Raw genomic sequence first — 26,634 nt, forward strand, 5'->3', positions numbered from 1 at the left:
TCACCTCTTCCCATCCCGAACAGAGAAGTTAAGCCCCGCACCGCCGATGATACTGGGTCTTCGCCCGGTAAAGTAGGTAGCCGCCACACCCTATCAAGCTACAAGGAGCCGCAGCACACGCTGCGGCTCCTTTGCTGTTTATATATACCTACAACCATTACACTTCGTCAACGATAACAAGAGCTCCGCCGATAGGTGGAGTACTTTACTATATCACAAAGAGTACACATTTCTTCTTGACCTGCTAAGCAAGAGCGGTACGGCAACTGCCGTACTGCTCATTTTTTATGAGAAGCTATACTAGTGTTAGGCTCTCATTCTGCTTACTTCCTCAACCTTACTGGCTACAATTTCTATCACCTTTACTGTCTGATCTTCTTTGTTCTGATACTGGCGGTAGTTCAGGCGACCTTCTACGGCTATTAGTTTACCTTTGGCCAGTAGTTGTTCACACGACTGTGCCAGCTTACCCCAGGCGACGATCGTGTGCCAGGAGGTATTCGTAACTTCTTCCTTATGCCGGTTCAGGTAGGTTTCGCTGGTAGCCAGGCTAAAAGTAGCCAGCTTGCCTCCTTCGAATTCTTTTACGGTAATCTCTCTTCCTACGTTACCGATCAATTTCACTGCGTTCATAGTACCTATTGTTTTAGTGTTTTTAAATAATCATTAGTCGTTCAGGCTGTTGCAAACCCGCAGTACAAAGGTGGCTGATCGGACGAAATGGATTCGGTTAGTAAGTGTTTATAGTCGTATAAAAATGCTTGTAGTCGTTTGCAAATGGGTATTATTTTTTGTATCTTGTAGAGAGACAAGAGAATAGAAACTATATAAATGAAATACTGCTTAGAATGTGAAACACCTATTGCGGGAAGGGCAGATAAGAAATTTTGCTCGGATATGTGCCGCAACAGCTACAACAACAGGCTCAACTCCGACTCGTATAATGTGGTGCGGAACATCAATAACCAGCTACGCCGCAACCGGAGGATACTGGAAGAAATCTGTCAGGATGACAAGGCTAAGACAACCAAAAGTAATCTAATCACCAGAGGGTTTGACTTTAGCTTTATTACCAGCCTTCGCACTACTCAAAAGGGCAACATCTATCACTTCGTGTACGACTATGGGTATCTCGAGCTAGAGAATGATATTTACCTGATTGTAAAGGATAGCCGTAGTGAAAAGTAATAAGTAGCCGTGTTTGGCGGCAGCTTGTTGTCCTTTCAGAATAGAGGGTTAGTTCAAAGCCTTGAACTCCTCCCATAGAGCCATATCCGGATCAGGGCTAGTCCGCAGATGTTGCACCCTTATTTTTGGATCTTTGATCCAGCGGTACATCCATGAAAACCCCTCCTTTCCGGTATAGTAGCTGGTAGATTTGTAGACAGGATCTTCCATAGCCTTATCCAGGCTTACAAATTCATAGCCTTCACGCTTAAGTACATCAACCAGTTGTTCGAAGTAATCTGCAGCTAACGGGTTGCCGTGGCAGAGGAATATCTGGCTGATATTTCTGCCATGGATTTGTTGCGACAGTTTCTCGAAGTATCTGAATGACTCTACCGTAAACTGGAGGTACGCGTTAGCTACAGCTTTGGCTTTTTCGGCGTTCCCCTCCTTCTGTGCCTTCACGTAAAGCGCATTATACATATAGTCGGTACTCTCTACGGTGAAGGGGGCCGCAATATACCCTTTTTGTTCAAGGTAATCCTGTATCTGTTTGTGCTGAATGCTGTCGGCACCGAGCCCGTTGTAGGGAAATCGGAAGTACTTTATAGCCTTGCTTTCATTGAGCTGCTTTATCAGGAATTCGTTGGTTATAATCTCTTCCTTAAATACTTCAGAGGGAGTAGTAACGTAGTTGGGATGACTGTACGTATGGTTGCCAACTGTTACGTAAGGATTGTCGATCCACTGCTTCATGATGCGTAGCCTTTTATCAACTTCATTGTTCATAAAGCTCCCCTGCCCGCACAGGAAGGCGGCTACGGGTACCTTGGTAGCGGTTATCCTGGAGAGTAACCGGCCATTGGTCTGCTCGCACTGCTCGCTGGTATAATGCGCAGGCATGGTCAGGAAAGGGTTGTCGTCCATGGTGATAGCCACGTATTTTTTCTGAGCCAGGGCCGGAACTGCTAGTAAGAGAATCAGTAGGAGACGGAGTAGCATAAGAAAGAAGTAGGTTTAGGGGTTATGGATCAGCTTTGTATGGGGTATTCCTGCCTTATTTTGTTTTTGTAAAGTAGTCGTATCCTGTTTGTTTTGCAGATAAGGGTACGGAGAGTAGAGCCTTATCCTTGTGGGGGTAAAGGAAAAATGTAATTTTGACAAATAGACCGGCTTTACCAATACTTTTCATACAAATGCAGGATAGCAAGTACAACGATTTTACGCTGGGAAGCAAAAAGAAGAAAATCTTGCTCATAGAAGATGACGCGCACGTATGTTCGTTTGTCAACAAAGGATTGAGTGAGGAAGGCTACGAGGTAAGTATAGCGATGGATGGAAACGTAGGGCTGCAGATGGCGCTGTCGCTCAGCTATGACCTGATCATTCTGGATATTATGCTGCCATCGATAAGTGGTATAGATGTATGCAAGCACATTCGCGAAAACGACGGGCAGATACCTATATTACTACTTTCGGCATTGGGAAGTACCGAGAACGTCGTGATGGGACTGGACATAGGTGCCGATGACTACCTTACCAAGCCGTTTAAATTTATTGAGCTGGTGGCCAGGGTCAAAGCGCTGCTAAGACGCAAGGAAAATAAAAAGACCGAGGAGGCCAATGGGCACGATACTATGCACTTTGCGGATCTGGAGCTTAATAACTATACCAAAGAAGTCAGACGAAACAACCACGAAATATCACTGACTTCAACTGAGTACCGCCTCCTGCTGATGTTTATGAGTAATCCCCGGCGGGTACTGTCGCGGGTGGAGATACTGGAAGAAGTATGGGGTGTTAATTTTGATATGGGTACTAATGTAGTAGACGTATATGTCAACTACCTCCGGAAGAAACTGGAAAAGGCAGGCGAGCCAAGACTTATACATACCGTAATCGGGATGGGCTATGTGATGAAGGAAAGCCACGAAAACTGAGAGGATGACTTATGAAAATCACGACCAGAATCTTACTGTTACTTACCGGAGTTTTCTTATCCCTGATTTTACTCCTGAGTGGTTTTATCTACTACGCCTCAGCCAACTACTCCTTTGAGGATTTCTACAAGCGACTGGAGATCAGAGCGGCTACTACTGCCAAGATCTACCTAGAAGACAATCAGGATATCAATGCGATCAAGGAGGTCAGGCAAAGCTATCTGGAACAACTCCCTAAAGAGGAGATTCAGATCATGTCTACTCCATCGGGTGACTCAGTGCGTATCAAGGCAAGTACCTTAAATGTACCGGTCTACTTTCTGGAAGAGATCAAGAAGGAAGGGAGTGCCAACTACCGGAAGCAAAACCTGTTCTATACCGGCATTCGGTACCGGTCCTCGGATGCCGATAAGGATTACCTGGTCATTGTTTCGGCCGAAAACTACTACTATACCCACCATATCAGGTATCTGCGCAATCTGCTGGTATCGACGCTGGTCATATCACTGGTACTGGTACTGCTGATTTCATTCTGGATTTCCCGGAAGATCGTCCAGCCCCTGCAGGATATTACTACCCGCGTTAAGGATATAAGCTCCGAAAACCTGAACCTACGACTCAAATCTTCTGATCATAACGATGAGCTAAGTACCCTAGCCAAGACCTTCAATGACATGCTCGACCGTCTGGAAGCAGCTTTCGAAACGCAGAAGAACTTTGTAAGTAACGCTTCCCACGAGCTGAATACTCCCCTGACCTCCATTATCGGTGAAGCAGACGTGATCCTTTCAAAGCCCAGGCAGCCCCATGAGTACCAGGAGGCCATCGCGGCTATACTGGAAGAGGCCGAAAAGCTGAATAAGAAAACCCAGGCGCTCTTGTTCCTGGCTCAGACAGGGTACAATGGAAAAGTGCTGAAGTTTGACAAGGTGCGTATTGATCAGCTCATACTGGATGTAAAAGAAACCGTTGATAAGATTTACCCTGCCAATAAAGTACTTATTGACTTCAGCTTCCTGCCCGAGAGTCCCGAAAAGCTCAAAGTAAAAGGTAACGAACAGTTGCTGCACCTGGCCCTTTCGAATGTAATCATGAATGCCTGTAAGTACTCCAACAACGACATAGTACGGGTGTCGCTGGGGGCATCGTCGCAGCAAATCATCATAGTAGTAAAGGATCAGGGAATAGGCATTCCCGAAGATGAGATCAAGTACATATATGATCCTTTTTTCAGGGCCAGCAACACCAAGCGGTTTGAGGGGTACGGCATTGGTCTGCCCATTACCCGTAATGTAGTGAAGATGCACGAAGGGGAGATACTGGTTAGCTCAGTTATTAATGAGGGAGTCACGGTGGAGATCAGAATACCCATCGGTGGCTACAAATTATAACTTAACAAAGATATTTTTTAAACGTATAGCGGTTTCTAATCCGGCTTTAATCCTGCTCTTAATTCGCTCTAATTTTGTTCTTACAACATTCTAATTTTGCTCTTACTGCATTCTAATTCCGCTCTTAAGCCCCTCTAATACCCCCCGCGTAACTTTGTAAGTATAAAATCAACTTATGAAGCTATGGCGAAGACTATTCTTATTCCTACCGATTTTACAATTGAATCACTGAATGTCGTGAAGGGGGCTCTCAGACAGTTGGAGGAGGAAGAGGTTAATCTCATTCTTGTATATTCTGCTCACCTCTCGGACTGTATCACCGATCTACTTTTTTTCTCTAAAAAGAAGTATCTGGATGACCTGCAGAACGCTAAGTTCAAAGAAGCCTGCGAGATACTGCAGAACAAGTACGCTTCTCAAATCAATGCTTTCAACTTTGATTTGTTTACAGGAGGTACTCAAGGTACCTTCCAGAACTTCCTGCTGGGCAATAAGATCGATACCATTTTTATTCCTAAGACGTACCGGTTAAAGAGCAGCGATAAGTGGGGCTTTGATCTGCTGCCTTATTGTAAAAAGAGTGGTCGGCAGTGTGTGGAGATCTCCTGGAAGGAAACGCGCAATGTGCCTGAGAAAGATAAAGTAGCAGAATTATTCATGATGTCTGATCCTATATAAATGGCGGATCGGGGTATAAAATAAAGAACAAGATATGAGAGGTAGAATTGGCACATACTACGCAGGCTTCTTCTTGACAGCAGGTTTGATCTTTCTGCTTCTCGTTACCAGTGCGTCCAGTCCGAATCAAATGCTGGCTGGTACGTGGGAAGAAGTGGCCTGGGAGTACGAAAAAGTAGACAGATCCCGGGACGGAGATTCGCTTTCAAGCAAAGTGATTTCAGAAGATGTAAAACACTTGATAGCTCAGGATCTGATTGTTCACAGGGCCGAGAAGTGGCAGTTCTGGCCCGACGGTACTCTAAGTCTCATGGCGGAGGGTAATAAACCTATAAAGCGGCTAAACTGGCGGCTCAAAGGTCGGGGACATATACTCTTACTGCATTATAACAATGAGATAGAAGAGAGCTATAATATAGTAAAATTAACTCAGGACGAACTGACGCTGCACTTCTATACCGAAATGCAGGCCCGCGGAATAGCAAAAATTACCTTTAAAAAAGTTCGTTAAGCCATGCTTAGAAAATACAGTAATAGCAGAAGCCTGAGAGATAACATACAGTTAGGGATACTGACGGCATTTTCGGCAGGTATGGTAAACGTAGCATCGCTTATCATATTTTTTGCTTTTTCATCAAACGTAACCGGACACTATGCCATTCTTGCGGAAGAAATCGCCAAGGGGCACTGGTACCAGGTAGCGGTGGTATTTGCCTGGATATTGCTCTTCTTTACGGGGAGCTTTACCGCTAACTTTATCATTATCAACCTCAATAAGAAAAATGCCTACGTAGCTCATGCACTTCCGCTGCTGCTGGAAATGGTGTGTCTGATAACGGTAGGTATATATGGGCAGTACTACTACCGCGAGACGCTCACCGAGACCGAAACCCTGGTTGCCTTTCTGCTGTTTGCGATGGGATTGCAGAATGGCCTTACGGCCAGTATATCCAACTTCGTAGTAAAGACCACCCACCTCACCGGCCTTACTACTGACCTGGGTATCCTGTTCTCTATGTTTACCCAAAAGGAGTTCAGGGATAACCCGACGCTGGTAGGGCGGGCCAAGCTGCTGGTGTCCATTGCTGTTTCGTACGTGGGGGCAGGAGTACTGTCGGCCTTGATCTACCACCGGCTTCAGTTCAGGGTATTCTTTGTCGTAGCCTTTGTGATTGTGATCATTATCTGCTACGACTACTCAAGATTACGATTCCTGCAGCTGATCAAGAGAAGGAACGTTGGCAAGGAGCTCGAAAACAAGATGGAGGCCATACATGAGGATCATGAAACCGTCTAGTGGAACTTACATGAGAAGGATAAGAGTCCTTAAATCAGAAGAGCCTATCTCCGCTAAGTCGGGGATAGGCTCTTCTGATTTACTGGTAGTTGGCTTTTGCTAATCTACTTCGCTTTCGGCCTGTATCCGCTGATAGACCTGCCGCGCGTGCTCATACGCCTTCTGGGCGGCTTCGCGCTCCCGGGCGGCTATCTGCGGCGCTTTCTGACTCCAGCACTGATCTACGGCCCGGGCACACCAGTCGGCGCTCTTGCGGGAGGCACGGATGGGCTTGTTATTGATTTCAATAAAAATCGGATTGGTATGCGACGAAGGCAGGATACGCAGAGCTACCCAGCTACTACGCTCAATGGGTACTTCAAAGGTGAGATTACGGACGGTGCCATCAGCGAGTAGGGCCTTAGTGGCTACTACCTTGCCATTGACTACCACCTCTACGGGTACCTCCCGGCTGGTACCCGTACGGGCGCGTTCCAAATCCCAGTACGGTTGCTTGTCGTAGCTGCGTTTGCGGATCTCCTCGTTAGGTACCTCGTCCAACCGAGCGGCTACCTGGGCCGTTACCTGTACCTTAGCCGGTTGTCGTAGCTTGAGTTCGCTCCCTTTAATGCCGACGGGGAGGCCGTTGACCTGGAAGTCCATCAGGTGACTCTTGCCATCCGACACGTAGGCCCGTCCCTGCCGGATACCTTCCACCCAGTCCTCATAGGTGAGTTTGTCGCTCAGTTGTACATAGCTGCGTCCCAGTCCGACCCGCTCTCCGTATATACAGGGGAAGTCCGTCTCGCCGCTGATGCGGGTCCGGAAACCGCAGTTGAGGGTATGGTACCAGATGTTGAGCTCCCATACCGAGGGAGTATCTACGGTAGAGATAAAGTCCACGGCGTCGTGCGTAACATCTACGATGTACTCATTGGCCCCAATACCGTCAAACTTCGGCATCTCGAAGTGGGGGAGCTGGCTTGTCTTTACTTCCAGTCCCCAGCCCGAGTGCGCGAAGCCCACTACGGCCCCCTGCTTCCTGGCCCACTGCAGTACCGGCAGGTCCCAGGTCGGCCAGTCTTCCAGTACCTTGGTGCCTGGGTAGTCCTGATCCTTGAGGCGTAGCAGTACCAGATGACCACTGTGGCTGGACGGAAAGCCCGATACCTCCAGATCGTAGCGCATGAGGTTGTTGGCGGTGGAAAGGGCGTTGTCCTTGGCTTCAAAAAACTGCTTCTGGTAGTAGTAGCCCGGCCCCCAGGTCAGGACACTACCTACGTGCAGCGCTTCACCCAGTATATGGCGCATCATATCCTGCGGCAGTACCCCCTCCGTAGGTGACTCGTAGTGCATACAGCCCGCCGCGTGGATGTGGTGATCGCCCGAGTACCACCCCTGACGTGCTTGGCCCTTCCGGGCTTGACCCATGCGGGCAGGATCAATCCACCGTTCCAGCCGAACCTTCAGCGTCTGAGACTGTCCGGGCAGTACCGTCAGGGTTTGTTGTTTCTCAAGGTACTCAGGGCCGCGCGTGTACCTGACGCTGTACTCTCCGGCCGGAAGCCGGATGGTTTCGCCGTGCGCGCGGTAGATCTGCGGGTGAAAGTTAAAGTCAGGTGCCAGACGCTTGGCGCGGGAAGGGTAGATGCGCCCCTGCGGGTCCTGGATCAGAAAGGAGGCCGTCGTGGGCTGACCGTGCTCGTCGAGCACCTGAAATTGGACCTCCTGCGAGGGCTGACAGGTAAAGAGGATATCCACGTCGTTGCGAAATCCAATGTCCTGGGTACCCTGTCCTACGTTAAAGCTGATTTTGGCTTCGCGCTTTCCCCTATCGCGGCTGTAGAGCTGGATAATACGGTACTCAAGCTCAAGCCCCGATAGCTGGGGGCGTAGCGGAGGCTTGTCGTACATGCTCATATCCAGCCAGCGATTAGCCACATCAAAGGCAGTAATAGTCTGCTGGGGGCGCGAATCAAAGCTAAACTTAATGTCATTATTGCCCCGGGCGTACACGGGTAGGGCGTGGGGGCTTTCGGCTTTGAGTTGAGCCGTTACACCTGCCTCATTCCGTACCTTAACGAGGTATGTGCGCCACCCTTGCTCGGACAGTACGGGTTTGGCTGCGCCCTGATCTACCTTTACCCGGCTCTCGGGATTAATGTGTACTTCCAGCAGGCAGTACTTGTCCAGTACTTCCTGTATCTGCGTACGGGCTTTGGCTGCATCCATAGTGTGGGAGGCGTGCTCCAGTACCTGTCGGTCGGCGGCAGAGAGCGGCTCTCCCAGGTACTCCATAGCTTCCAGCAGACGCTTTACCTGGGCATTGAGGGGTTGCAGTTCTACGGATTCGACTGTATGCCTATGCTGTGCCGTAGTCACGTATGGCAGCATATCTAGTAAGAATAGAAGTAAAGGTACCTTCCGGTAAATCCGGTACCTGGACAAAAACTGGCGGACTAATGAAAAGACGCTCCTGTGGGTGTGCATATGTACGTGCTTTAGAAAAGGGCAGCAGTAGTGTTGCCTGCTGTATCGCTTGTGAGGGCACAAGTCAAAGCAAGATATAAAGACTTATAGTAAAGCCCAATAAGTTATAGCAGGAAGCTTTTGGGAATGGCAGAGGTTACTAAAAAAGCAGCAGGATTAGGATGTAACCTCTAGTCGATATAATTATTTCGACTATTTAACAATTAGGTAACAAACCGTCAGAAAACAGAGCGCGGTGGTGGGAAAGCGAAGGGCAAAAGTGTAGAACTAAGGCAACAAGTAACTGCTTGCCTCATTTAAGGTTTTTCTGTAAAAATCTATGCCTTACCATCAGGCTGCAAGAGTTGATGTATTGCCTCTTGCTGTTCCCAGACCAATAACATCCTGTATTACGCCACAGATTTCACTCATTTTTTGCTCTTCAAAAAAGGTCAAAAGCGCAGGGAGACAAGCCGGGTTGATGGTCCCAAACATCTCACGAAAGCTGTTTAGATCATCATTAGTATAGTCTACCTCATAACCGCGCTCAACTACTTGCATAGCTTTGATCACTTGAATAATGGAGCCATGGAAATCTCTAACCATTTACACAGAATTTTGCTTTACAACATTTTATTGTAACCATAAGGGTTCACTGGTAGCTAATAGCAAAAGAACTGTACCAGCAGTTACTATACGTTTGGGTTCTGACGGGCTGGGAGTTGTGAGAAAGAGGAGTCTTCCGGCGAAGCTAAGAAGAGATGTAACCTGTCACTGGGAGGGCAGAAGTGGCTACCAGGGGTTAGTTGTACGGGAGTATGCAGGTGTACGCTGAGGTAAATCGGATAGAACATGAGTAGGTCAGCTGACGTAGGAGGTTTAGTACTAGAAGCTTACCAACACCTTGCATACCTATGAAGCAGACCATATGGTGTAGCGCCGCCCTGGCTATCTTCTCACTGGTGACCATTGCTGCTTACCAGAGTACACCATCTGATGAGCAGGAAGACCCTTTTACTACGCCTCGTACCGTCAGCCAGGTACCTACTACACGTCCTCTGCCACCGGAAGAAGCCCTGAAGACATTTCGGCTACCCAGGGGGTATAAGCTGGAAGTAGTAGCCAGCGAACCCATGATCGCGGAGCCGGCTTCGCTGGCCTGGGACGGTAACGGCCGCCTGTACGTAGCCCAGCTGGAGACCTACATGCAGACGATCGATGCCAGGGAGCAGGACGAATCCCGAAGCCGCGTAATGCTGCTGGAGGATACCGACAACGACGGTAAGATGGACAAGAGCTCCGTATTTATTGACGGGCTGCTGTCGCCCCGCATGATCCTGTGCGTAGGGCGCGAGCTACTGGTCAATGAAACCAACTCCTATGATATAATTGCCTATAAAGATACCAACGGGGACGGCCGGGCCGATCAGAAACGGGTAGTGTATAAGCATCCGAAGAAAGCCTTTGGTAACGTAGAGCACCAGCGCAGCGGGCTCGACTGGAACCTGGACAACTGGATATACGTCACTACTGATCCGGTCAGGTTTCGGTACAAGAAGGGGCGATTAGAGGCAGATACACTCGTCAGTGGCTCCAACGGACAGTGGGGGCTTACGCATGATAACTACGGTCGCCTGTTTTTTAGTCGGGCGGCGTCGGGCATTGCAGCCTCCGGCTTTCAGATCAATCCTGTGTACGGGCAGCTTGACCTGGCTGATGCCACCGATAAGGAATTTAGTCAGGTGTGGCCCATCATCAAGACGCCGGATGTCAACGGCGGCCCCCGTACCCTGCGGCCCGACAGTACTATGTTTGGCTTTACGTCGGTGTGTGGGCAGTCGGTTTTCCGGGGCGACAGGCTGCCACGCAGTATGCAGGGGGATTATATAGCGGCTGAGCCGGTGGGACGATTTATCCGCCGCGCCAACATCATCGATAGCGACGGCAAGATCACGCTGAGCAATGTCTACAAGCAGGATGAGTTTATTGCCTCCACGGATATGAACTTCCGCCCGGTCAATACCTATACCGGGCCCGATGGCTGTCTGTACATTGTTGACATGTACCGGGGCATCATTCAGGAGTCGACCTGGGCGCAGCCGGGCAGCTTCCTGTACGATCAGATCATGAGCAAAGGCCTTCACAAAAACGTAAGGAACGGCCGCATCTATCGGCTGGTGTACGAGGGGATGGAGCGGGGACCCAGGCCCCGTATGCTGGATGAGCCGGCCAGCCAGCTGGTCACCTACCTGGACCATCCCAATGGCTGGTGGCGCGATAATGCACAGAAGGAGCTAGTAGTACGGGGAGATAAATCAGTAGTACCCGCCCTGCGCAGAAAGGCAACCGGCCAGACCCGTACCTCAACACTGGGCCGGTTGCACGCCTTATGGACACTGGAAGGACTGGAGTCGCTGGATAAACCAACGCTGCTGGCGGCCCTCAAAGCTACCGATGTACAGATCCGAAAGGCGGCCGTTCGGATGAGTGAGCCTTACCTTCATAAAGCGGACGCCACTGTACTGACTGCGCTGCAAACCATGGCCCACGATGCCAGCCGGGATGTGCAAAGCCAGTTGGTGCTGTCACTAAGTACTTCCTACTCACCGCAGGCGAAACTACTTGCCGAAAAAATAATGGCCCAGAAGCCAGATGACGAACTGCTGGCGGGTATACAGAAAAGCCTTAAGAAGAACGAGGAGGCTCAGCGGTACGGCTACAAACTCCTGGCGCTGGAAGAGCCGGTGCGCAGGTCTATAGTAGAAGGGGCTACTATCTTCAACTCCCTCTGCGCCTCCTGCCACGGTCCGGAAGGGCAGGGGCTGGCTACCCGCATTGCCCCGCCGCTCATCAGCAAATTCAAACTCATCGAGAACAAGGATGAGGTAATCAAGATCATGCTGCACGGCCTGAAGGGCCCCGTAGATGGTCATGTATACAACGACCAGATGCCCCCGATGGGCAGCAACAGCGACGAGTGGATAGCCGCGGTGCTTAACTACGTACGCTACGACCTCTGCATGCGCAGCTTCCCCCAGATGAACGCCGGGTACATCAACTGGGTTATCGTAAAGCCGGAGCAGGTACAAGCCGTCCGGCAGCAAACGGCCGGACGTACCACCGCCTGGACCTGGCAAGAGCTACTGGCCGAGCGGGAAAAGCTGCGTGGAGCCCAGAAGTAGTAGCGGTAGCGGAGTTATGGCTGGGTAGAAAGGTTCATTTCCAGTGCCGATCTATCCCACTGCGCCAGATCAGCGGCCGCCTCGTAGGTACTTCGCAGAAAGCCCAGTAGCATGGCCGAAGGGTTTTCGGCCCGTTGTATGACCTCGTAGGGTAGTATGAATTCTCCCAATTGTGGATGGTAGTACGCTTGTTCGGGTTGTACGGTAGCCTGTTTGTATCCATCCGGCTCGGGGTAGATATAGCTGTAAAAGGCGGCTTGCGGAAATGCCCCACTACCTGGCCAGAAACCACAACTACTTACTTCCTGCGAATACGCTTCCTGAGCTACCCAGTCGGGCAGGTTGGGTACACCGCCCGGGTGCTTCGGCGCCTCGCGGCCCGAGAAGCGCGTAACGGCCAGGTCAAAGCTACCCCAGAAGAAATGCACCGGACTGCACTTCCCCCTAAACTCCGAACGGAAGCGGGTAAATACCTCCTGCGCCCGAAGCAGTGCCTGATGAAGTGCCGCCGCCTGCTGGGGATCGTAGGTAGCGTGTGCATGATCCTCGTGGAAAGGAATAGGATCTACCAACTCGTTGGGTACGGGATGAATATCTACCTCAATACCCAGTTGTCTCAGGGCACTGAGTACCTTCTCATAACAGCCAGCCACCGACAGCTCCTGTAAATCAAAAAAGCGTTCTTCTCCTGCACTGGTCTTAATGAGCAGCTGGTGCTTATGAAAATCAAAGTCAATCTGAAAGGGTTTGTTTACATCCGGGATGGTAGAGGTAGTCAGGCCGGTGGGGGTAACGTACAGCGTTACGTGCCAGGAGTGGTTAATCCAAGGCGTTTTAGTCAGCCGGATCTTCCCTACGATCTGCGTCCACAGATGCAGTGTTTCGTAAGTCGCCCGGGCTTTTTCAAAGGAGAGTTCAGGCCATACTGATTTCATAGTCTTCCAGACTTGGGATTTATATTTCAGGTACTTGCGATTGAGTCTCTTTACAGAAACTACCAGCCAGAGGTTCTGTTTTAAGTCATTATGAAAAGCAGCGTTAGGAGTTTTTATAGTAAGATTTAATAAGGAAATGAAGAGTCGGCGGGAAGGGAAGTAGCCATCTTCAATAAGCCTATATAAACCAAATAGCCCGACTCACAGGAGTCGGGCTATTTGCTAGATACTAGCATTGATTAATCATCTTTGTCGCGGCTCAGGAAGGCGTACAGAGCTGTTACTACCAGTGCCCCGATAGCTACCTTTTTAGCCAGCCCCATTGGATTGTGCTTCAGCTCAGCTTTCATGCCCCGCTCGGCAAATATATTAGGGAAATGCCCCTTCTTGATATCATCAATAATACCTTCCACTACGTTGACGCGGTCGGCCAGGAGTAGCGGGAGCCAGTGGCCATAGCTGGACTCGCTGTACTGAAAGGCATAGCGCCGGAGCTGGCCACTGAGGCCCTGAGGCGGCACTGTGGCTCCAAAGACGGCCGTTACATTCGGGCGCTCGTTGGAGTGCATTACCTCCGTAATGATAGGCTGCTGTGCCGGACGCTCCCAATTATACCCCTTATGCTCATCGTTGTTACGCTGCTTCATGGGGTAAGTCGGATCATTTTTAGGGTCCGCATCTATACCCCAGCCTTTGATGTGTGAGTGGTCACCGCCTCTGTTATTTTCAAAAGGCATGTCTTCAATCTTCTTTTCCATAACGTCCTTTTTTACATTCTGGCTGATGGTGGAATAAGTACTGGCTTAATGCAGTTATCCAGCTTATCGGCAAATATGCGATAGGCATCGGACACCTCTTCCAGAGGTATGCGGTGGGTGATGAGAGCCTTAGGGTCCAAGATACCATTCTGCACGTGCTCAATCAATCTTGGCAGCAGGCGTTTTACCGAGGCCTGGTTGGCCCGGATGGTAATACCCTTGTTCACTACGTTGCCGATAGGTACCAGGTTATCTGTAGGTCCGTATACCCCTACAATGGACACAATACCTCCCTTCTTTACAGAGTTTATGGCCCAGTGCAGTGCCGTAGCTGATCCGGCCTGTAACAATAGCTTCCGACCGGTTATAGTCTGCAGAGTACTGCCCGCGGCTTCGGCTCCTACGGCATCAATACATACATCGGCTCCCAGTGAGTCGGTTGTGCGTTTGATAAATACCACCGGGTCTTCCAGTGACTTAAAGTTGTATGCCTCGCACTGAGCGTAGTTCTTGGCAAATTCCAGCCGGTAGTCTATATGATCAATAATGATCACGCGCCCGGCTCCAAACAGCCACGAGCAGCGGGCTGCCATAATCCCCACCGGACCGGCTCCGAACACAACCACCGTATCACCGGGCTGAATACCGCCCATTTCGGCAGCCTGATAGCCGGTGGGTACCACGTCAGTAAGCATTACGGCATCGTCGGGGTCCATACCCTCCGGTATAATCGTAGGTCCTACGTTGGCATAGGGGACCCGTACGTATTCGGCCTGGCCACCGGCAAAGCCCCCGGTGGTGTGGGAGTAGCCAAATATCCCTCCGGCAGCCGTAGCCATCGGATTAGCCTCATGGCAGTTACCAAACAGTCCCTGCTTACAGAAGGCGCACCGCCCACAGGCAATATTGAAAGGTACCAGTACGGTGTCACCCACTTTGATCTTGTGTACATCCGAGCCTATTTCCTCCACCACTCCGACAAACTCGTGTCCAAATGTTTCGCCGACCCGGGTATCAGGCACGTTGCCATTATACAAGTGCAGGTCAGATCCACAAATACAGGAGCGGGTTACCCGCACAATGGCATCTTCGGGATGCTGTATCTGGGGTAGGGGTTTGTGGTCGATGCGGACCCGTTGCGGTCCTCGGTAGTTCATTGCCAGCATAGTCTGTTCCTTTCCGTTTTATCGTTTCCAAATCAATTAAGCAATCTTACCTCGTAGTTTGGGAAGGGCTACCGGACTAGTACCAGAGTAGATAGACGTACATCCGGTAAAACGTATAAACCGGGATGGGGTAGTATTGTTTGGCCTGGACACCAGTGACAACCAAACTTGTAATTAGGCGTGACTCTGGAAAATCCTGTAAATGGGGAGGTATATCCTACCAGGTATGGCGAACGGCCACCGGGCTGAATCAGGGAGAAGAAGGCTCTCCGGAGTCTAAAAAAGCCGGGGCTTTGGAGAAAATTGGCGCAGATATTGCTTGCTGGGTAAATCAACTTGATAAGAGTAATTTTACACCAAGAATAGACTTGATTATCAATGGAAAATGTCCCTCCCGCTGAAAAAAAACTACTCCTTTGGCAAATGCTCGGAATCTGTGTATTGGTGCTACTTGCACTGGTTCAGATGAGGCGAGCCATACCAGATCCTTCCCCCGTTACTGAACTGATCCCTGAGGCCAATGTGACTGTCGCCCATGACTCCCGAAGGTACAACGCTACCAAGGCCCTCAAGGAAGGCCTGAAAGATCCCGCAAGCTATCAGGAAATCGACTACCGCGAATTTTTTGCTAACAGTTCTGATCCTAACCGGTACTATCAGGCTTCCATTCGATTTAAAGCCAAAGATGCCTCAGGAGCCTATGCTGTGCAGAGGCTTTGCTTCCACTTCACCAGAGAGGGCATCGTAACCGAAACCTTCCTGTGCGACTTCAGGTAGCGCAGGAAGGTTTAGAAATCAGCCGCAGGTACTTGCATCGAAGTACCTGTCTGATTCTCTCTGTAAAGCGGGGATGGAGTGAGGCAACTGGTGCCCGGGTAGTTCGTACTGTGGACTCAGGCAGCTGTTGCCTTGTGTCTTTCGCGTGTCTTTAGCATTGATTTGCTTCGCCGGGTAGTGTTGTTAAACTTGTAGGAACAGATAGCTCCCCAAATACCCACAGACCACATCAGACAGATGATGATTTCGAAGATTCTCATTATGTAGTAGTGTATAGAAAAGTGTGTGTTGTTGTTATCTCCCTTTATTATGGGAGTAATTTTCCCGCAAATTAAAGACATCTCTCGCTACAACCAAAAAAGTTTACTAGATTGTTGTCTGACAGTCTATTGATGGTACTTCGCCTTGTCTTACAAAAGGTACTTAATTTGAAGAAACTGATACAGTAGAGCTGTTATTGATCTTATCGGGCACTGCTTTGGTCGAGGTAGTAGGAACTTGAAAAGCTTTGGAGTAGGCGCGATAAAAGAGACTTACAATAAAGTAAGTTAAATTAAAAAAGCCGCTAAATCGTGAGATTTAGCGGCTTTTGTGGTCTCGTAGGGATTCGGGTTTCTTAACTTAATCGCCAGTAAATGAGTGCCTTAGTACTGTTGTTAAGGTAACTTAATACATGATTGTAACAACAAATTATAGCATATATTTCAATGTGTAGCTTCATGTTACTGAAATACAGCACGGTATACTGACAATGTGTTGTCTCGTTGGTCGATTGTACTGTTTATCATATAGATGTCTGGCGCTTAAGTAGTGGCTTTTACATTTACGAAAAGTCTAGTATATTATGCCCAACTTGATAGATGTACACTTAATGAGTTTTCTAATATGGAAAAAGCCTTTCTTTGCCACAGTAGCGTACAGAAGCCACTTGTTCGATCAGTGATAAGGTATCTTGATGAAGGAAGTTACGAATATGATGAGATAACTTTTGAAGCAGGTAATGATGTGAATTTAGAGATTGAGAGAACATTGACTCAGGCGGAGATTATTGTCCTTTTTATATCTAATGAGTCATTACAATCTGTATGGGTAAAAAAGGAAATGCGGCTGGCTGAAGAAAAGTATAACCAGAAGGGAAGGCATACAACCCTTACATTTCTAGTTGATGAAAATATAGAATACACAGATGATCGTATACCTGAATGGCTTAGAAAGAATCTAATTTTAAGGCATCTAAAAAACCCTAAGATAATTGCGGCAAAAATAAAACATGCCATTAGAGAAAGCATGTACAATAAAAGTGATAAGTTTAGAAGGTTAAGCTCTTCTTTTCTTGGAAGAAACACTGAGATAGGTAAGTTTGAATCTTTTCACTATCAAAATATAAGATCTAAAAATTTAAGTTTTATCATATCTGGACTGGAGGGTGTTGGGCGGAGAAGCTTTTTACTTGCCTCGTTAAAGCATGTTAATGTTGTTCCTTCATCTATATCTGAGATGATACTTTTTTCATTAACATCTAAAAATAGTATAGAAGATTTACTTGCTCAACTTGAGAATGTTCAAGAGGAATTTAACCCTGACGACTTTATGACCTTGTTAAGTTTGGGCTTGGAGGATAAAGTTAATTATGCTATCGATAGAATAAATGAATATCTTGACTTTAATGAAATAGTTTGTATAGTAGATGATGGTTGTATTATCAAACCTAGTCATAGAGTTGCTGAATGGTTTATAAAATTTGTTGAATCTAATAAAATCAAAAGGAAGTATGGATTGAATATAGTAAGTAGATACCGGCCTAATAACTTATCTGAATGGCCTAACTCTCTTATTCATATTCATTTAGAGGAGATGAATAAGTCTGATCAAGTTAAGTTATTTAACTCTTTTATAGGTGATACGGATATAGGGTTAGATGCTGAGCAAAGTAATTATATTTATCAAATTTTGAATGGCTTTCCAGATCAGATAAAGTATGTAGCTCAAACTTTACTGCAACATGGATATCATACTCTTAAAAATAATCCTAAATCTATACAGGATTATTCGGATAAGAGGATTAACGTCGTTGTTAAAGCTTTTTTAGATGATTTGGAAACGAGAGATATATTAATTTTGTTAAGCCAACTAGACTGTGTTTCTGAAAAGATGCTGTTCAAGATAGCGTCAGATCATAAAGCTCTGAATGATGGTTTAATAAAGTTACATGTTGGTGGCGCAATCGAGAGAACAGGTGTAAGTGGGGAATTGATTAAAGTAAGTGAGTCTATTGGAGACTACGTTAAGAGGAGCAAAGTACAGCTTAATCCTAGTTTTCAACAAAAGTTAAGAAAGAGAATAAAGGAGTCTTTAACGATGGATGGCACCATTACAGCGGCTGACTCGTCAGAGTTACTAATAAATATTAAAGCTCTCATTAAATCTGGAAATAAAATTAATTCTAAATATTATATTCCTTCATTTGTACTACAAGCTATATCTGACTTGTATAATAATCAGAATTACAGGTCAGTTGTGGAGCTTGCTGAAATTGTTTTGGAACGGAATAGCCATGATTTAGATATCATTTATCAAGTTAGATATAACTTATGTATGGCACTGGCTCATCTTTCAAGAAAGTCGCAAGAATATAAAGATAGTTTTTTTAGGCACTTGCAATATTTAGAAGGGGCAGATTATAACTTTGTAAAAGGCTTTTTTCATAGAGTTGTAAAACAAGATAACTTTGCACAGAAAGAATTTGAAGAAGCAATCAAGAGGAGACCAACTTTTTCGAGAGCGAAAAGAGAGTTAGTTACTGTTTTATTAGGCCAAGATAAGCCAGTAGAGGCTCTTAAGTGGGCGAAAGCTAATTACGAAGAGGGGTCAAGTAACCCTTATCATATACATGCATACTTTCAGTGTCTGATTAGAGATGCTAAACCAGTGCAGCACAAAGCGTTACTTCAGAAACTTTTAGCTGAAATTCAAAATGTCGTAATCATCAAAGGACAGACTTTTTATTCATCAATGCTTGGGCAGTATACTTGGATTATAGAAAATGATTATGCAGAAGCTATAAGAATTTTTAATAACGCTATCATAAAAGGAGATAAAGTATATGCGCCTAAGGCTTTACATAGACTTGCAACCAAATATGGTATGATTCCATTAGCTAATTCAGTTGCAAAGTATTTTGAGCAGGAAGAGTTAGAAGAATAGTACAATGCTATTTGCTTTTAATAATTGAGCTCGAAGCCTAAAGTATAATGCCTAAAAACATTATATTTTAGGCTTTTCTTTAGTTTGATGCGTCGTAAAGTTTTATATAATCTATATTTTTACTTTTAGTAGTTTGTTAAAATCTTAAATTTTTGGCTTTTTTATACTGTTTAGTTTTTCATCATTAGATACGTCTTCTGCAATATCTTGAATTAAGTTTAGAAAGCCACTGTTTCCTTTCAAGGAGCCTTCTAACTCAGCTTCTTTACCCTTCATTGCTCCTGCAATAATTTCAAACATTCTATTTATGGTGTTAAGACTTTGTTCAACTTTGGCTTTCTCAGCCTGTAACTGAACTATTTCCTTCTCTAACTCTGCAACTCTCTCATTACCTCCTGTCTCTTCACCTAGTAAAGTAGTAACACTCACTCCCAATATATCAGCAATTTCATAGAGCCTCTTCACGGTAAGCTCTATATGACCGTTCTCTACCTTGCCATAGTTGTTTTTGGCCATGCCAATCTTCTCTGACATATCCATTTGGGTAAGTCCTTTGGCTTTTCTCAATTCCCTTATATTCTCTAAATATCTCATCATACAAATATAATTTTCCTAAAAGATTGTTAAAACCATCCAAATGGAAAAATAAGTAGCTCATAATATTGACTTATATTCCTTTTGAATATACTTTTGGCAAAAAGTAAATATATAAGGAATATGCAGACGATCCAACAGAGTGTACAGAACCGATTACAGGAAGTAATTCGGCAAAAGGAAAGAGAAGGTTTTCCTTTCAAACCGTCAAATGAGTTCTACCGTGGAATAAAAATCCATAAACGGCGTTTCGGGCAATTTCTTAGAAACGAGAAACAGCCAACACTAGACGAGCTAGTAAGAATAGCTTCAGTTCTGGCAGTCAGTCCAACAGATCTTTTCAAAAACGAAAGCCCGGCTACTACTGCGAATAGTACCGGGCCAAGTCAAATCATCTAACCTTTTCACAATTAAACTCTTATGACTATGGTAAAATTAGCCAATTCCCATTTAAGTCCTACAATCAACCAGGCAAGCAGGTATATAAGTGATGGTAACAGTACCTCACGTATAGCTTTTTCCGTATCATTTGGCATCCGACAGCCAGACAAGCTACCACGAAACACAGAAGGCTACATCTACATGTGGCTTAACTATGGCCGTAAGCGTTTGGCCTTTAGTACTGGTATTAAGGCTATTCCTAAACGATTTAATTCAAAAACAGGTGAAGTAGAAGGAGAGCCCGAAAAAACTATGGCACTGGCTACTATGAAGCACAATGCCGAAAAGTATGCTTATGAATTAAAAGTCACGGAGCGTACTATTGACCTACCTCTTATCAAAGCCGTTGTACTTAACACTTTCATTGAATCAATACCACTTCTGGTAGAGTGTGTAAGGCTGTTCAATTTGAGGGTAATAAATCAGCTCTATGAAACGGGAGACCTTGAAAAGGGGTCTTACGATAAATTGCAGGGCTGGAACAAGCACATAGAAAGTTGGGTGAGTAAGAAGCTAAGTAGCAAAGCCCGTATAGATGAGTTAGTTCCGGCTGATGCCAACCATTTCTTTTTCTGGCTCAGGAATAAGTGCTTTCTATCTCATAATGTAGCCGTTCGGATAGTAGCCCACCTGAAAAGGATTCTAAATTATGCCGTAGAGAATGAATGGATTATGCGTAATCCATTTATGAACTATCGAAAAAAGCTGGAAAAGAAGAAGCTGGATTATCTGACAGAACAGGAAATGGAAGTGCTTGAAACGGCCAAATTTGCTAGCCAGGCATTAGACCAGCTAAGGGACGTTTTCTTGTTTCAGTGCTATACCTCTCTGAGTTATAATGAGCTTAGGGATTTAACACCCTCCCATATTGCCTATGTGGATGGCTATGCTTACATCAGAATTGCCCGTAAAAAGACCTCTGGTAAAACGGGTATAGATCAGATCATACCGCTTGTACCACAAGCCATATTATTACTTCAACAATACCAAGAACACGAGATTTGCAAAAGGTACGATAGGTGCTTTCCTGTCCAATCAAATCAGAAGTTTAATGCCCTCCTGAAGCAGATTGCTATGGTAACAGGTATCAAGAAACGCCTAACCTCCCACGTAGGCCGGAGAACAGCAGCTACTCACTACCTGAAGCAAGGCGTTCCCCTGGTGTCAGTCTCGGCTATGCTTGGTCATAGCAATACCCAGGTAACACAAAACCACTACACCCATGTACAGCCAGAAATGGTAGTACGTGACTTTAAGCCCTTTCTCAAAGTAGGTTCCTAACTATTTCAGAACCTTTATCAACAAAAAATCCCCTTTCCGGCCAGAAAGGGGACAAATTCAAATTTTTAACACCCGAAATATTATGTCTAAAAATACAAAAAGATTTTCAGATTCTGAAAAGAACAATCAATCCAACGGCAATAAAGTTTCGCAAATCTCAAGCTATTTAAAAGCTAAGTATGATTTCAGGTATAATGAAGTGACGAAAGAAACGGAGTACAAACCTAAAAATTTAGAGGATTATAGCCCTATTGATGAAATGGCTATTGCTGATTTGCGCTTGGATCTGTCAGAACAAGGCTATACGGCTTTCAAAGGATTGCTAGATGATCTCCTGAAGTCGTCACGGTTCCCACAGCGGTTTAACCCTTTCAAAGCGTACTTCGAGACTCTTCCGGAGTGGGATGGCAAAAATGACTTTATCAGCGAACTTACTGACCATGTACGGCTAGAAGATGAAGGTCAAAGGGAATGGTTCAGACTGATGTTTAGAAAGCACTTGATGAGAACGGTTGCTTGTGCCTTACGTAAGCTGTCATTTAATAAGCATTGCTTAGTTTTCTTGGGGAAGCAAAATGATGGTAAAACCTCTTTTATAAGGTTTTTAGCTCCTGTAGAATTAAAGGACTATTATAAAGAAAACCCACCATTAGATCATAAAGATAGTATCACAGCTTTGGGAGATAACCTAATTATCAACCTTGACGAGTTAAACGACCTGAATAAGACAGATGCGAATAAGATCAAGTCTTTACTTTCTCAGGCAGATACTAAGGTCAGGCGGCATTATGCAGTAAAGGACTCTGTACAGGTACGGTATGCTAGTTTTTTTGGGTCTACGAATGAACGTGAGTTTTTGAATGATCCTACCGGAAGTGTTAGGTGGATTGTATTTGAAATTGATGGTATTCAACACGACTACGGCGGGGAAAGGGGGTATTCTAAGCGTGTGAGCATAGACAACATTTGGGCACAGGCTTATACGATGGTAATGGAGGGAGAAGCCTTTGATTTAACAGCAAGCGAAGTAAATAGGGTAGAAGAAATAAACCAGAAGTATCAGCGAAGTACATCGGAAATGGACTATGTAGAGAAATTTATCAAACCCTCTGAGAAGGGAGTCCCTCATACTTTTGCCGTAACCCCTACAATGATTCTGGATGCTATCCATGCAGTTACAAAAACCACAAGCAAGCTAAATATCGTACAGCTCGGTAAAGCCCTGGTTAAGCACAAGTGTAAGAAGGTCTCAATACGGCTGATTCCAGATTCTAACCCTGTAAACAGGTACCTCATAACAAGTGACAATCCCGATTTTTTGAATTTTCTGGCCGCTCATGCTGACTACATAACTACATAGCTTCAATCCTACTCATTGTGCTCTGCTAGACAGCTATTTAGCCTGTATATAACTTCTATATTTCTTCTTAGCTACAAAGGTAAATACTACTATACTACAAACTAGCCAGATTTTGATTTTGAAAGCATAGATGTAGATAAGTTTTACCGCTAAAAGAAAAAGGATAACTAGCTGATAAGAAGATAAGTAGCGCAGTTTGTAGCCATGTATTGAAGTGTAGTAGAGTATTTTAAAAACTAAAAAATAATTCAAGATCCATGACAAATACATTTTATAACAACGCTGAGCTAGTTCAGAAAGCGAAGGAAGTTTCAATAGTAAAGCTTCTCCAGTCAGTAGGAGTGGAGCCAGTAAAAGAGATAGGTAAGGAGCTACTCTATTACTCACCTTTAAGGACTGAGAAAACTCCTTCCTTCTTCGTAAACCCTTCCAAGAATCGCTTCAATGATTTTGGCGGATCAGATGACATGAAGGGCGATTGCATAAGACTTGCTCAATTGCTTCATGAATGTAGCTTTCTAGAGGCCGTAGACAGACTTCTGGCGTTGGAACGGGTAGAACTCCCATCTTTTTCTTTTAGCGGTCTCAGAGCGAAAGAAACGGCCAATAAAAACTTTGAAGTCGTACATACTTGTAAGCTCAGAAATCCAGCTCTTATTGAATATGTAGAGAGTAGGGGTATTACTCTGGATATAGCCGATATATACATTAGGGAAGTCACCTATCGCTATAAGGGAAGAACCTTCTTTGCTGTTGGCTTTGAGAATGACAACGGAGGGTATGAACTAAGAAACGGCTTAGGCTTCAAAGGTGGAAAGACAGCTAATGGTATCACCACCTTTGAACGTGGCTCCCAATCTGCAGCTTTGTTTGAAGGATTCTTTGATTTTCTCTCGGCCTTAAAGTACTACGGCAGATTAAGCCCTACTATCACTACAATAGTACTGAATAGCTGTAACAATCTGAAAAGGGCTTTACCGCTATTGACTAACCGTTTAGTGGTTAACTGCTTTCTTGATAATGACAAAACAGGCGATACTACGCTAGAAAGGCTGGAAAAAGAGGGTATAGAGTGCAAGAACTGGTCTAAAGAGCTGTATCCTACCTGTAAAGATTTCAATGATTTCCTGATACAGAGCCATAACAAAGTAGTAACAAACGGCCCATTACTGAAAAAGTGATTTTACCACCGATTAGACCCCATTTATAAACGATGTTAATCCCATAATCAATTATGAAAAAATGTAAAATATGCTCAAATCGATTTGAGCCAACCCGGTCAGATGCTCGCTACTGCTCCAATGCCTGTAAACAGAAAGCACATAATCTAAGGAAGAATGAGGTACAACAGGCTGACGCTCCGAAGCTGGTGTTTTACCACGATGAGTACCAGGAAGTATGTAATATGTTTGGGTTAGATTATGAAAGCTTGCCTTTCATGTTTTACTGTTTCCTCAGAAAGGGTATTCCCTTGAAGGCTACCGTACAAAATGTCTATGACTACATAAACTCAGTATGGCATCATAATAACTATGACCAGATTCTAAAGACTAATGCGTATCGTAACTTCATTGAAGATTTCTTGGGTGGCGAATTTATTATCCTTTCAAATAAAAGCTGATAATATCTAATGCACAAGTACTCCATTTATATCTAAAAGGAGTACTTGTGTTTTACTTAGCATCTATTTTTATATTTGGAATAGTTCAAGTTGTTGAGATAGGAGCCTGTCTTTTTCAGGCTTTTTATTAGGGTCGGTTATATACTCTGCTATACAGTCAGCTACATACTTACCTAGATTAACAGGTACCGCATTTCCAATCATTTGCTCCCTATGAGTTTTACTTCCAAGCCATACAAAATTTTCAGGAAAAGTTTGTATAAAGCTTCTTTCAAGAGTAGTTAGTGGCCTAACATTATCACTTGGATCACATGGATCACCAGAGTGTTTAGGATATCCTTTTGGAATTGGTCGATTAACACCACGTATGGTAGGACTGGGTTCATGAACACTGAATATGCCCCTCCTTGCGTAGCTTCTTGGATGTCTGTAGTAATATTCTATATCTAATTTGCCTTCGAAATATTCATAAACGGTCAATGGTTTTTTTGATTGGTTCTTTGACAGGTAATAATCTAAGAACCCATCTTTGGAGTTTAGGTGACCAACCATTATAAAACGTTTCCTAGCCTGCGGAACACCACAATAGCTAGCATCAAGTACGGTATAGCTAATGCCGTATCCGCTGTTTTTAAATATTTCTATCGCTTTTCTTAGAACATTACTTTTTAGAATGCGCTCCACATTCTCCATTACAAACCATTCTGGTCTAACATTGGATATAATGTTAGCATATGAAATAGTTAAGTCAGCACGGCCTAAAGATTCATCTCTTTTACCTGCACTTGAGAAGTCTTGGCAAGGAGGGCCACCAATAATAATATCAGGTTCCCACTTTTTGAATATATCATAGTCTTCAATACATGATAAATCCACCTGATGTATAGGATGATTAAAGTTAGCCGCATACACATCACAGGACTCTTTCCAATAATCAAATGCGGCTACAACTTCAAATCCAGATTTCTCAAATCCTAGTGAAAGGCCTCCACAACCAGCAAATAAATCTACTACTTTCATTTCTTATGTTATGCGAATAGTTCAGGGGAATTAAAAATGATTGCATCAAAGCGTCTTTCAGGGCTTAACAAGTTCTGCCCGCCCCCTAAAATAATATCTTTGATCTGATTCTTTGTAATACGTGGTCTAGTTAATACATCACCTTTCATGTAGGTATGGGTAATCTGGCCACTGACAGCAAAGGCCTTGTCATTCTTTGTATCATACGATAATCCATCGATAACTTTTCTATGATCAATTTGCCCTGTAATACTGAAATCATATAACATCTTAAAAAGCCATACAGCGGTTCTTACTTGTCGTGTTATAGTCCTTTGCGTATGTATCTCTTTACGAGCAACATCTAAGAATAGTTGCGCAAAAGCTAAGTTGCTCCAAACGAAAACATCAAGGCAATTCTCACAGAGCCTAGGGCTTTTTCCCTCCGTCTTCCAAATTGGCTGCATAACTAAAGGCTCTTGACGGTCTAATATTGTGGTTGCAATTCTATCTATTGCCGCAGCCATCTTTGAAACTGATGCAAGAATATTAATTCCCTCTTGCCAATCTTCTATTGCATCAAAACCATCTCCGATCAAAGTTCTGAGATTGACCAAGTCATTTTTAAAATGAGCCGCTATGCTACATGCTAGATATACTATTGTATCAGGTCTAATAACAAGTTCGCACCCGAATTGATCTTCATTCAAACTGCAAGTTGTATTATCAGGTAACGCGGTTAGCTTTACCTCAATTCCTCTGAAACATTGTCCACTGGTTCTGCTCATTGTTACTAAATCTACTCTTGGAAAGTGACCTATAACTAATTGTTGGAAAGGAGTGAAAGGGCTCTCAAAGGAATAAAATATCTCATCCGAAAGTGGATTTACGCCATAGAGGTCTGTTGTACTTATTAAATCGTGGTATACTCTATGCCTATCATTAAGTTTTAAATAAACGTTCTTATGGCCAGAACTTTCAAGAAATGCAGCTAATGCGGCAGGGAATGACGAGTTGAACTGATTTTTTCCCCAATTATCTTTATTTGTAAAATCTCTATTGGAGTACCTTAAGCCGAATAGACCAGGTGTGTGTGATAGTGATGGCATTTTTGTTTAAGATGGTTAAGGAGGTGTTAATATACTATTTTATAACTTATGCATAAGATGATTTTTGTTGTATACAAAACTGTAACGACAAAAAAGCCGCTTTACAGGCTGTAAAGCGGCTTTTGCAGGTAATAAGTGGTCTCGTAGGGATTCGAACCCCAAACCTTCTGATCCGTAGTCAGATGCTCTATCCAATTGAGCTACGAAACCGTTGTCGTTGTATTGGATTGCAAAAGTAGGGCATTGGTCGATACGACGCAAGTACTATGGCAAAAAAACTTGTAAA

At 44.9% G+C, this 26,634-nt stretch carries 22 protein-coding genes, 1 tRNA gene and 1 rRNA gene; 13 read left to right on the forward strand and 11 right to left on the reverse strand.

Annotated features, from left to right (window positions below; all coding sequences use genetic code 11):
* Window positions 1-89 (forward strand): 5S ribosomal RNA (gene rrf, locus JTN23_RS06190); the annotation flags it as partial.
* A gap of 217 nt (window positions 90-306) precedes the next feature.
* On the opposite strand, the gene JTN23_RS06195 is transcribed toward rrf, so the two are convergent.
* The gene (locus tag JTN23_RS06195; protein WP_247233149.1) at window positions 307-633 is read right to left on the reverse strand and encodes a single-stranded DNA-binding protein; all 327 of its coding nucleotides are present in this window, start codon (window positions 631-633) and stop codon (window positions 307-309) included.
* Between the two features lie 198 nt (window positions 634-831).
* Between JTN23_RS06195 and JTN23_RS06200 the strand changes: the two genes are divergently transcribed.
* Entirely contained in the window at window positions 832-1,188 is a 357-nt protein-coding gene (locus JTN23_RS06200; protein WP_247233151.1) for a hypothetical protein, read from the forward strand.
* 48 nt (window positions 1,189-1,236) lie between these two features.
* Here JTN23_RS06200 and JTN23_RS06205 read toward each other — a convergent pair whose 3' ends face one another.
* Window positions 1,237-2,169, reverse strand: coding sequence for a polysaccharide deacetylase family protein (locus tag JTN23_RS06205; protein WP_247233152.1), 933 nt, complete (start codon window positions 2,167-2,169; stop codon window positions 1,237-1,239).
* A gap of 194 nt (window positions 2,170-2,363) precedes the next feature.
* Here JTN23_RS06205 and JTN23_RS06210 point away from each other — a divergent pair, with 194 nt between their 5' ends.
* From JTN23_RS06210 to JTN23_RS06230, 5 genes are all read left to right on the forward strand, one after another.
* Window positions 2,364-3,107, forward strand: a complete 744-nt coding sequence (locus JTN23_RS06210) for a response regulator transcription factor (RefSeq protein ID WP_247233154.1) — start codon at window positions 2,364-2,366, stop codon at window positions 3,105-3,107.
* An 11-nt stretch (window positions 3,108-3,118) separates the two neighbouring features.
* Entirely contained in the window at window positions 3,119-4,498 is a 1,380-nt protein-coding gene (locus JTN23_RS06215) for a sensor histidine kinase (RefSeq protein WP_247233155.1), read from the forward strand.
* 183 nt (window positions 4,499-4,681) lie between these two features.
* Window positions 4,682-5,176, forward strand: coding sequence for a hypothetical protein (locus JTN23_RS06220; protein WP_247233156.1), 495 nt, complete (start codon window positions 4,682-4,684; stop codon window positions 5,174-5,176).
* Between the two features lie 34 nt (window positions 5,177-5,210).
* The gene (locus tag JTN23_RS06225; protein WP_247233157.1) at window positions 5,211-5,687 is read left to right on the forward strand and encodes a hypothetical protein; all 477 of its coding nucleotides are present in this window, start codon (window positions 5,211-5,213) and stop codon (window positions 5,685-5,687) included.
* A gap of 3 nt (window positions 5,688-5,690) precedes the next feature.
* Window positions 5,691-6,473 carry a YoaK family protein gene (locus tag JTN23_RS06230; protein ID WP_247233158.1) on the forward strand — a complete coding sequence of 261 codons (783 nt, stop codon included), beginning with the start codon at window positions 5,691-5,693 and terminating at the stop codon, window positions 6,471-6,473.
* Window positions 6,474-6,572: 99 nt separating this feature from the next.
* Here JTN23_RS06230 and JTN23_RS06235 read toward each other — a convergent pair whose 3' ends face one another.
* Complete coding sequence (locus JTN23_RS06235; RefSeq protein WP_247233159.1) at window positions 6,573-8,846, reverse strand: CehA/McbA family metallohydrolase; 2,274 nt, start codon at window positions 8,844-8,846, stop codon at window positions 6,573-6,575.
* A gap of 426 nt (window positions 8,847-9,272) precedes the next feature.
* Window positions 9,273-9,527: a hypothetical protein gene (locus tag JTN23_RS06240; RefSeq protein ID WP_247233160.1), complete on the reverse strand. Its 255-nt coding sequence runs from the start codon at window positions 9,525-9,527 to the stop codon at window positions 9,273-9,275.
* Between the two features lie 308 nt (window positions 9,528-9,835).
* Here JTN23_RS06240 and JTN23_RS06245 point away from each other — a divergent pair, with 308 nt between their 5' ends.
* A complete protein-coding gene (locus JTN23_RS06245) occupies window positions 9,836-12,103 on the forward strand; it encodes a DUF7133 domain-containing protein (protein WP_247233162.1) in 2,268 nt (755 codons plus the stop codon).
* A 14-nt stretch (window positions 12,104-12,117) separates the two neighbouring features.
* Here the strand turns inward: JTN23_RS06245 and JTN23_RS06250 are convergent, their stop codons facing one another.
* The 3 genes from JTN23_RS06250 to JTN23_RS06260 all read right to left on the reverse strand — a co-directional run bounded on the left by JTN23_RS06250 (window position 12,118) and on the right by JTN23_RS06260 (window position 14,962).
* Window positions 12,118-13,038 (reverse strand): DUF5996 family protein, encoded by a 921-nt coding sequence (locus JTN23_RS06250; protein WP_247233164.1) that lies wholly within the window; start codon window positions 13,036-13,038, stop codon window positions 12,118-12,120.
* Window positions 13,039-13,277: 239 nt separating this feature from the next.
* The gene (locus JTN23_RS06255; RefSeq protein WP_247233166.1) at window positions 13,278-13,796 is read right to left on the reverse strand and encodes a hypothetical protein; all 519 of its coding nucleotides are present in this window, start codon (window positions 13,794-13,796) and stop codon (window positions 13,278-13,280) included.
* Between the two features lie 11 nt (window positions 13,797-13,807).
* Window positions 13,808-14,962, reverse strand: a complete 1,155-nt coding sequence (locus tag JTN23_RS06260) for a zinc-dependent alcohol dehydrogenase (RefSeq protein ID WP_247233168.1) — start codon at window positions 14,960-14,962, stop codon at window positions 13,808-13,810.
* Window positions 14,963-15,427: 465 nt separating this feature from the next.
* Between JTN23_RS06260 and JTN23_RS06265 the strand changes: the two genes are divergently transcribed.
* On the forward strand, window positions 15,428-15,739 hold the full coding sequence (locus JTN23_RS06265; protein ID WP_247233169.1) for a hypothetical protein: 312 nt from the start codon (window positions 15,428-15,430) through the stop codon (window positions 15,737-15,739).
* Window positions 15,740-16,624: 885 nt separating this feature from the next.
* The gene (locus tag JTN23_RS06270) at window positions 16,625-18,943 is read left to right on the forward strand and encodes a toll/interleukin-1 receptor domain-containing protein (RefSeq protein ID WP_247233170.1); all 2,319 of its coding nucleotides are present in this window, start codon (window positions 16,625-16,627) and stop codon (window positions 18,941-18,943) included.
* A gap of 144 nt (window positions 18,944-19,087) precedes the next feature.
* Here JTN23_RS06270 and JTN23_RS06275 read toward each other — a convergent pair whose 3' ends face one another.
* Window positions 19,088-19,540, reverse strand: a complete 453-nt coding sequence (locus JTN23_RS06275) for a helix-turn-helix domain-containing protein (protein ID WP_247233171.1) — start codon at window positions 19,538-19,540, stop codon at window positions 19,088-19,090.
* Between the two features lie 423 nt (window positions 19,541-19,963).
* Between JTN23_RS06275 and JTN23_RS06280 the strand changes: the two genes are divergently transcribed.
* The 3 genes from JTN23_RS06280 to JTN23_RS06290 all read left to right on the forward strand — a co-directional run bounded on the left by JTN23_RS06280 (window position 19,964) and on the right by JTN23_RS06290 (window position 23,800).
* Window positions 19,964-21,259 carry a tyrosine-type recombinase/integrase gene (locus tag JTN23_RS06280; RefSeq protein ID WP_247233172.1) on the forward strand — a complete coding sequence of 432 codons (1,296 nt, stop codon included), beginning with the start codon at window positions 19,964-19,966 and terminating at the stop codon, window positions 21,257-21,259.
* An 82-nt stretch (window positions 21,260-21,341) separates the two neighbouring features.
* Complete coding sequence (locus tag JTN23_RS06285; RefSeq protein WP_247233173.1) at window positions 21,342-22,619, forward strand: VapE domain-containing protein; 1,278 nt, start codon at window positions 21,342-21,344, stop codon at window positions 22,617-22,619.
* 257 nt (window positions 22,620-22,876) lie between these two features.
* Complete coding sequence (locus tag JTN23_RS06290) at window positions 22,877-23,800, forward strand: DUF8464 domain-containing protein (protein ID WP_247233174.1); 924 nt, start codon at window positions 22,877-22,879, stop codon at window positions 23,798-23,800.
* Window positions 23,801-24,309: 509 nt separating this feature from the next.
* Here the strand turns inward: JTN23_RS06290 and JTN23_RS06295 are convergent.
* The 3 genes from JTN23_RS06295 to JTN23_RS06305 form a co-directional block, all read right to left on the reverse strand.
* The gene (locus tag JTN23_RS06295) at window positions 24,310-25,260 is read right to left on the reverse strand and encodes a DNA cytosine methyltransferase (RefSeq protein WP_247233175.1); all 951 of its coding nucleotides are present in this window, start codon (window positions 25,258-25,260) and stop codon (window positions 24,310-24,312) included.
* Window positions 25,261-25,268: 8 nt separating this feature from the next.
* Window positions 25,269-26,348: a HindVP family restriction endonuclease gene (locus JTN23_RS06300; protein ID WP_247233176.1), complete on the reverse strand. Its 1,080-nt coding sequence runs from the start codon at window positions 26,346-26,348 to the stop codon at window positions 25,269-25,271.
* 136 nt (window positions 26,349-26,484) lie between these two features.
* Window positions 26,485-26,558: transfer RNA gene (locus tag JTN23_RS06305), tRNA-Arg, on the reverse strand.
* Window positions 26,559-26,634 lie beyond the last annotated feature (76 nt).

It is taken from the genome of Telluribacter roseus, from assembly GCF_017355915.2.
Classification (GTDB): domain Bacteria; phylum Bacteroidota; class Bacteroidia; order Cytophagales; family Spirosomataceae; genus Telluribacter.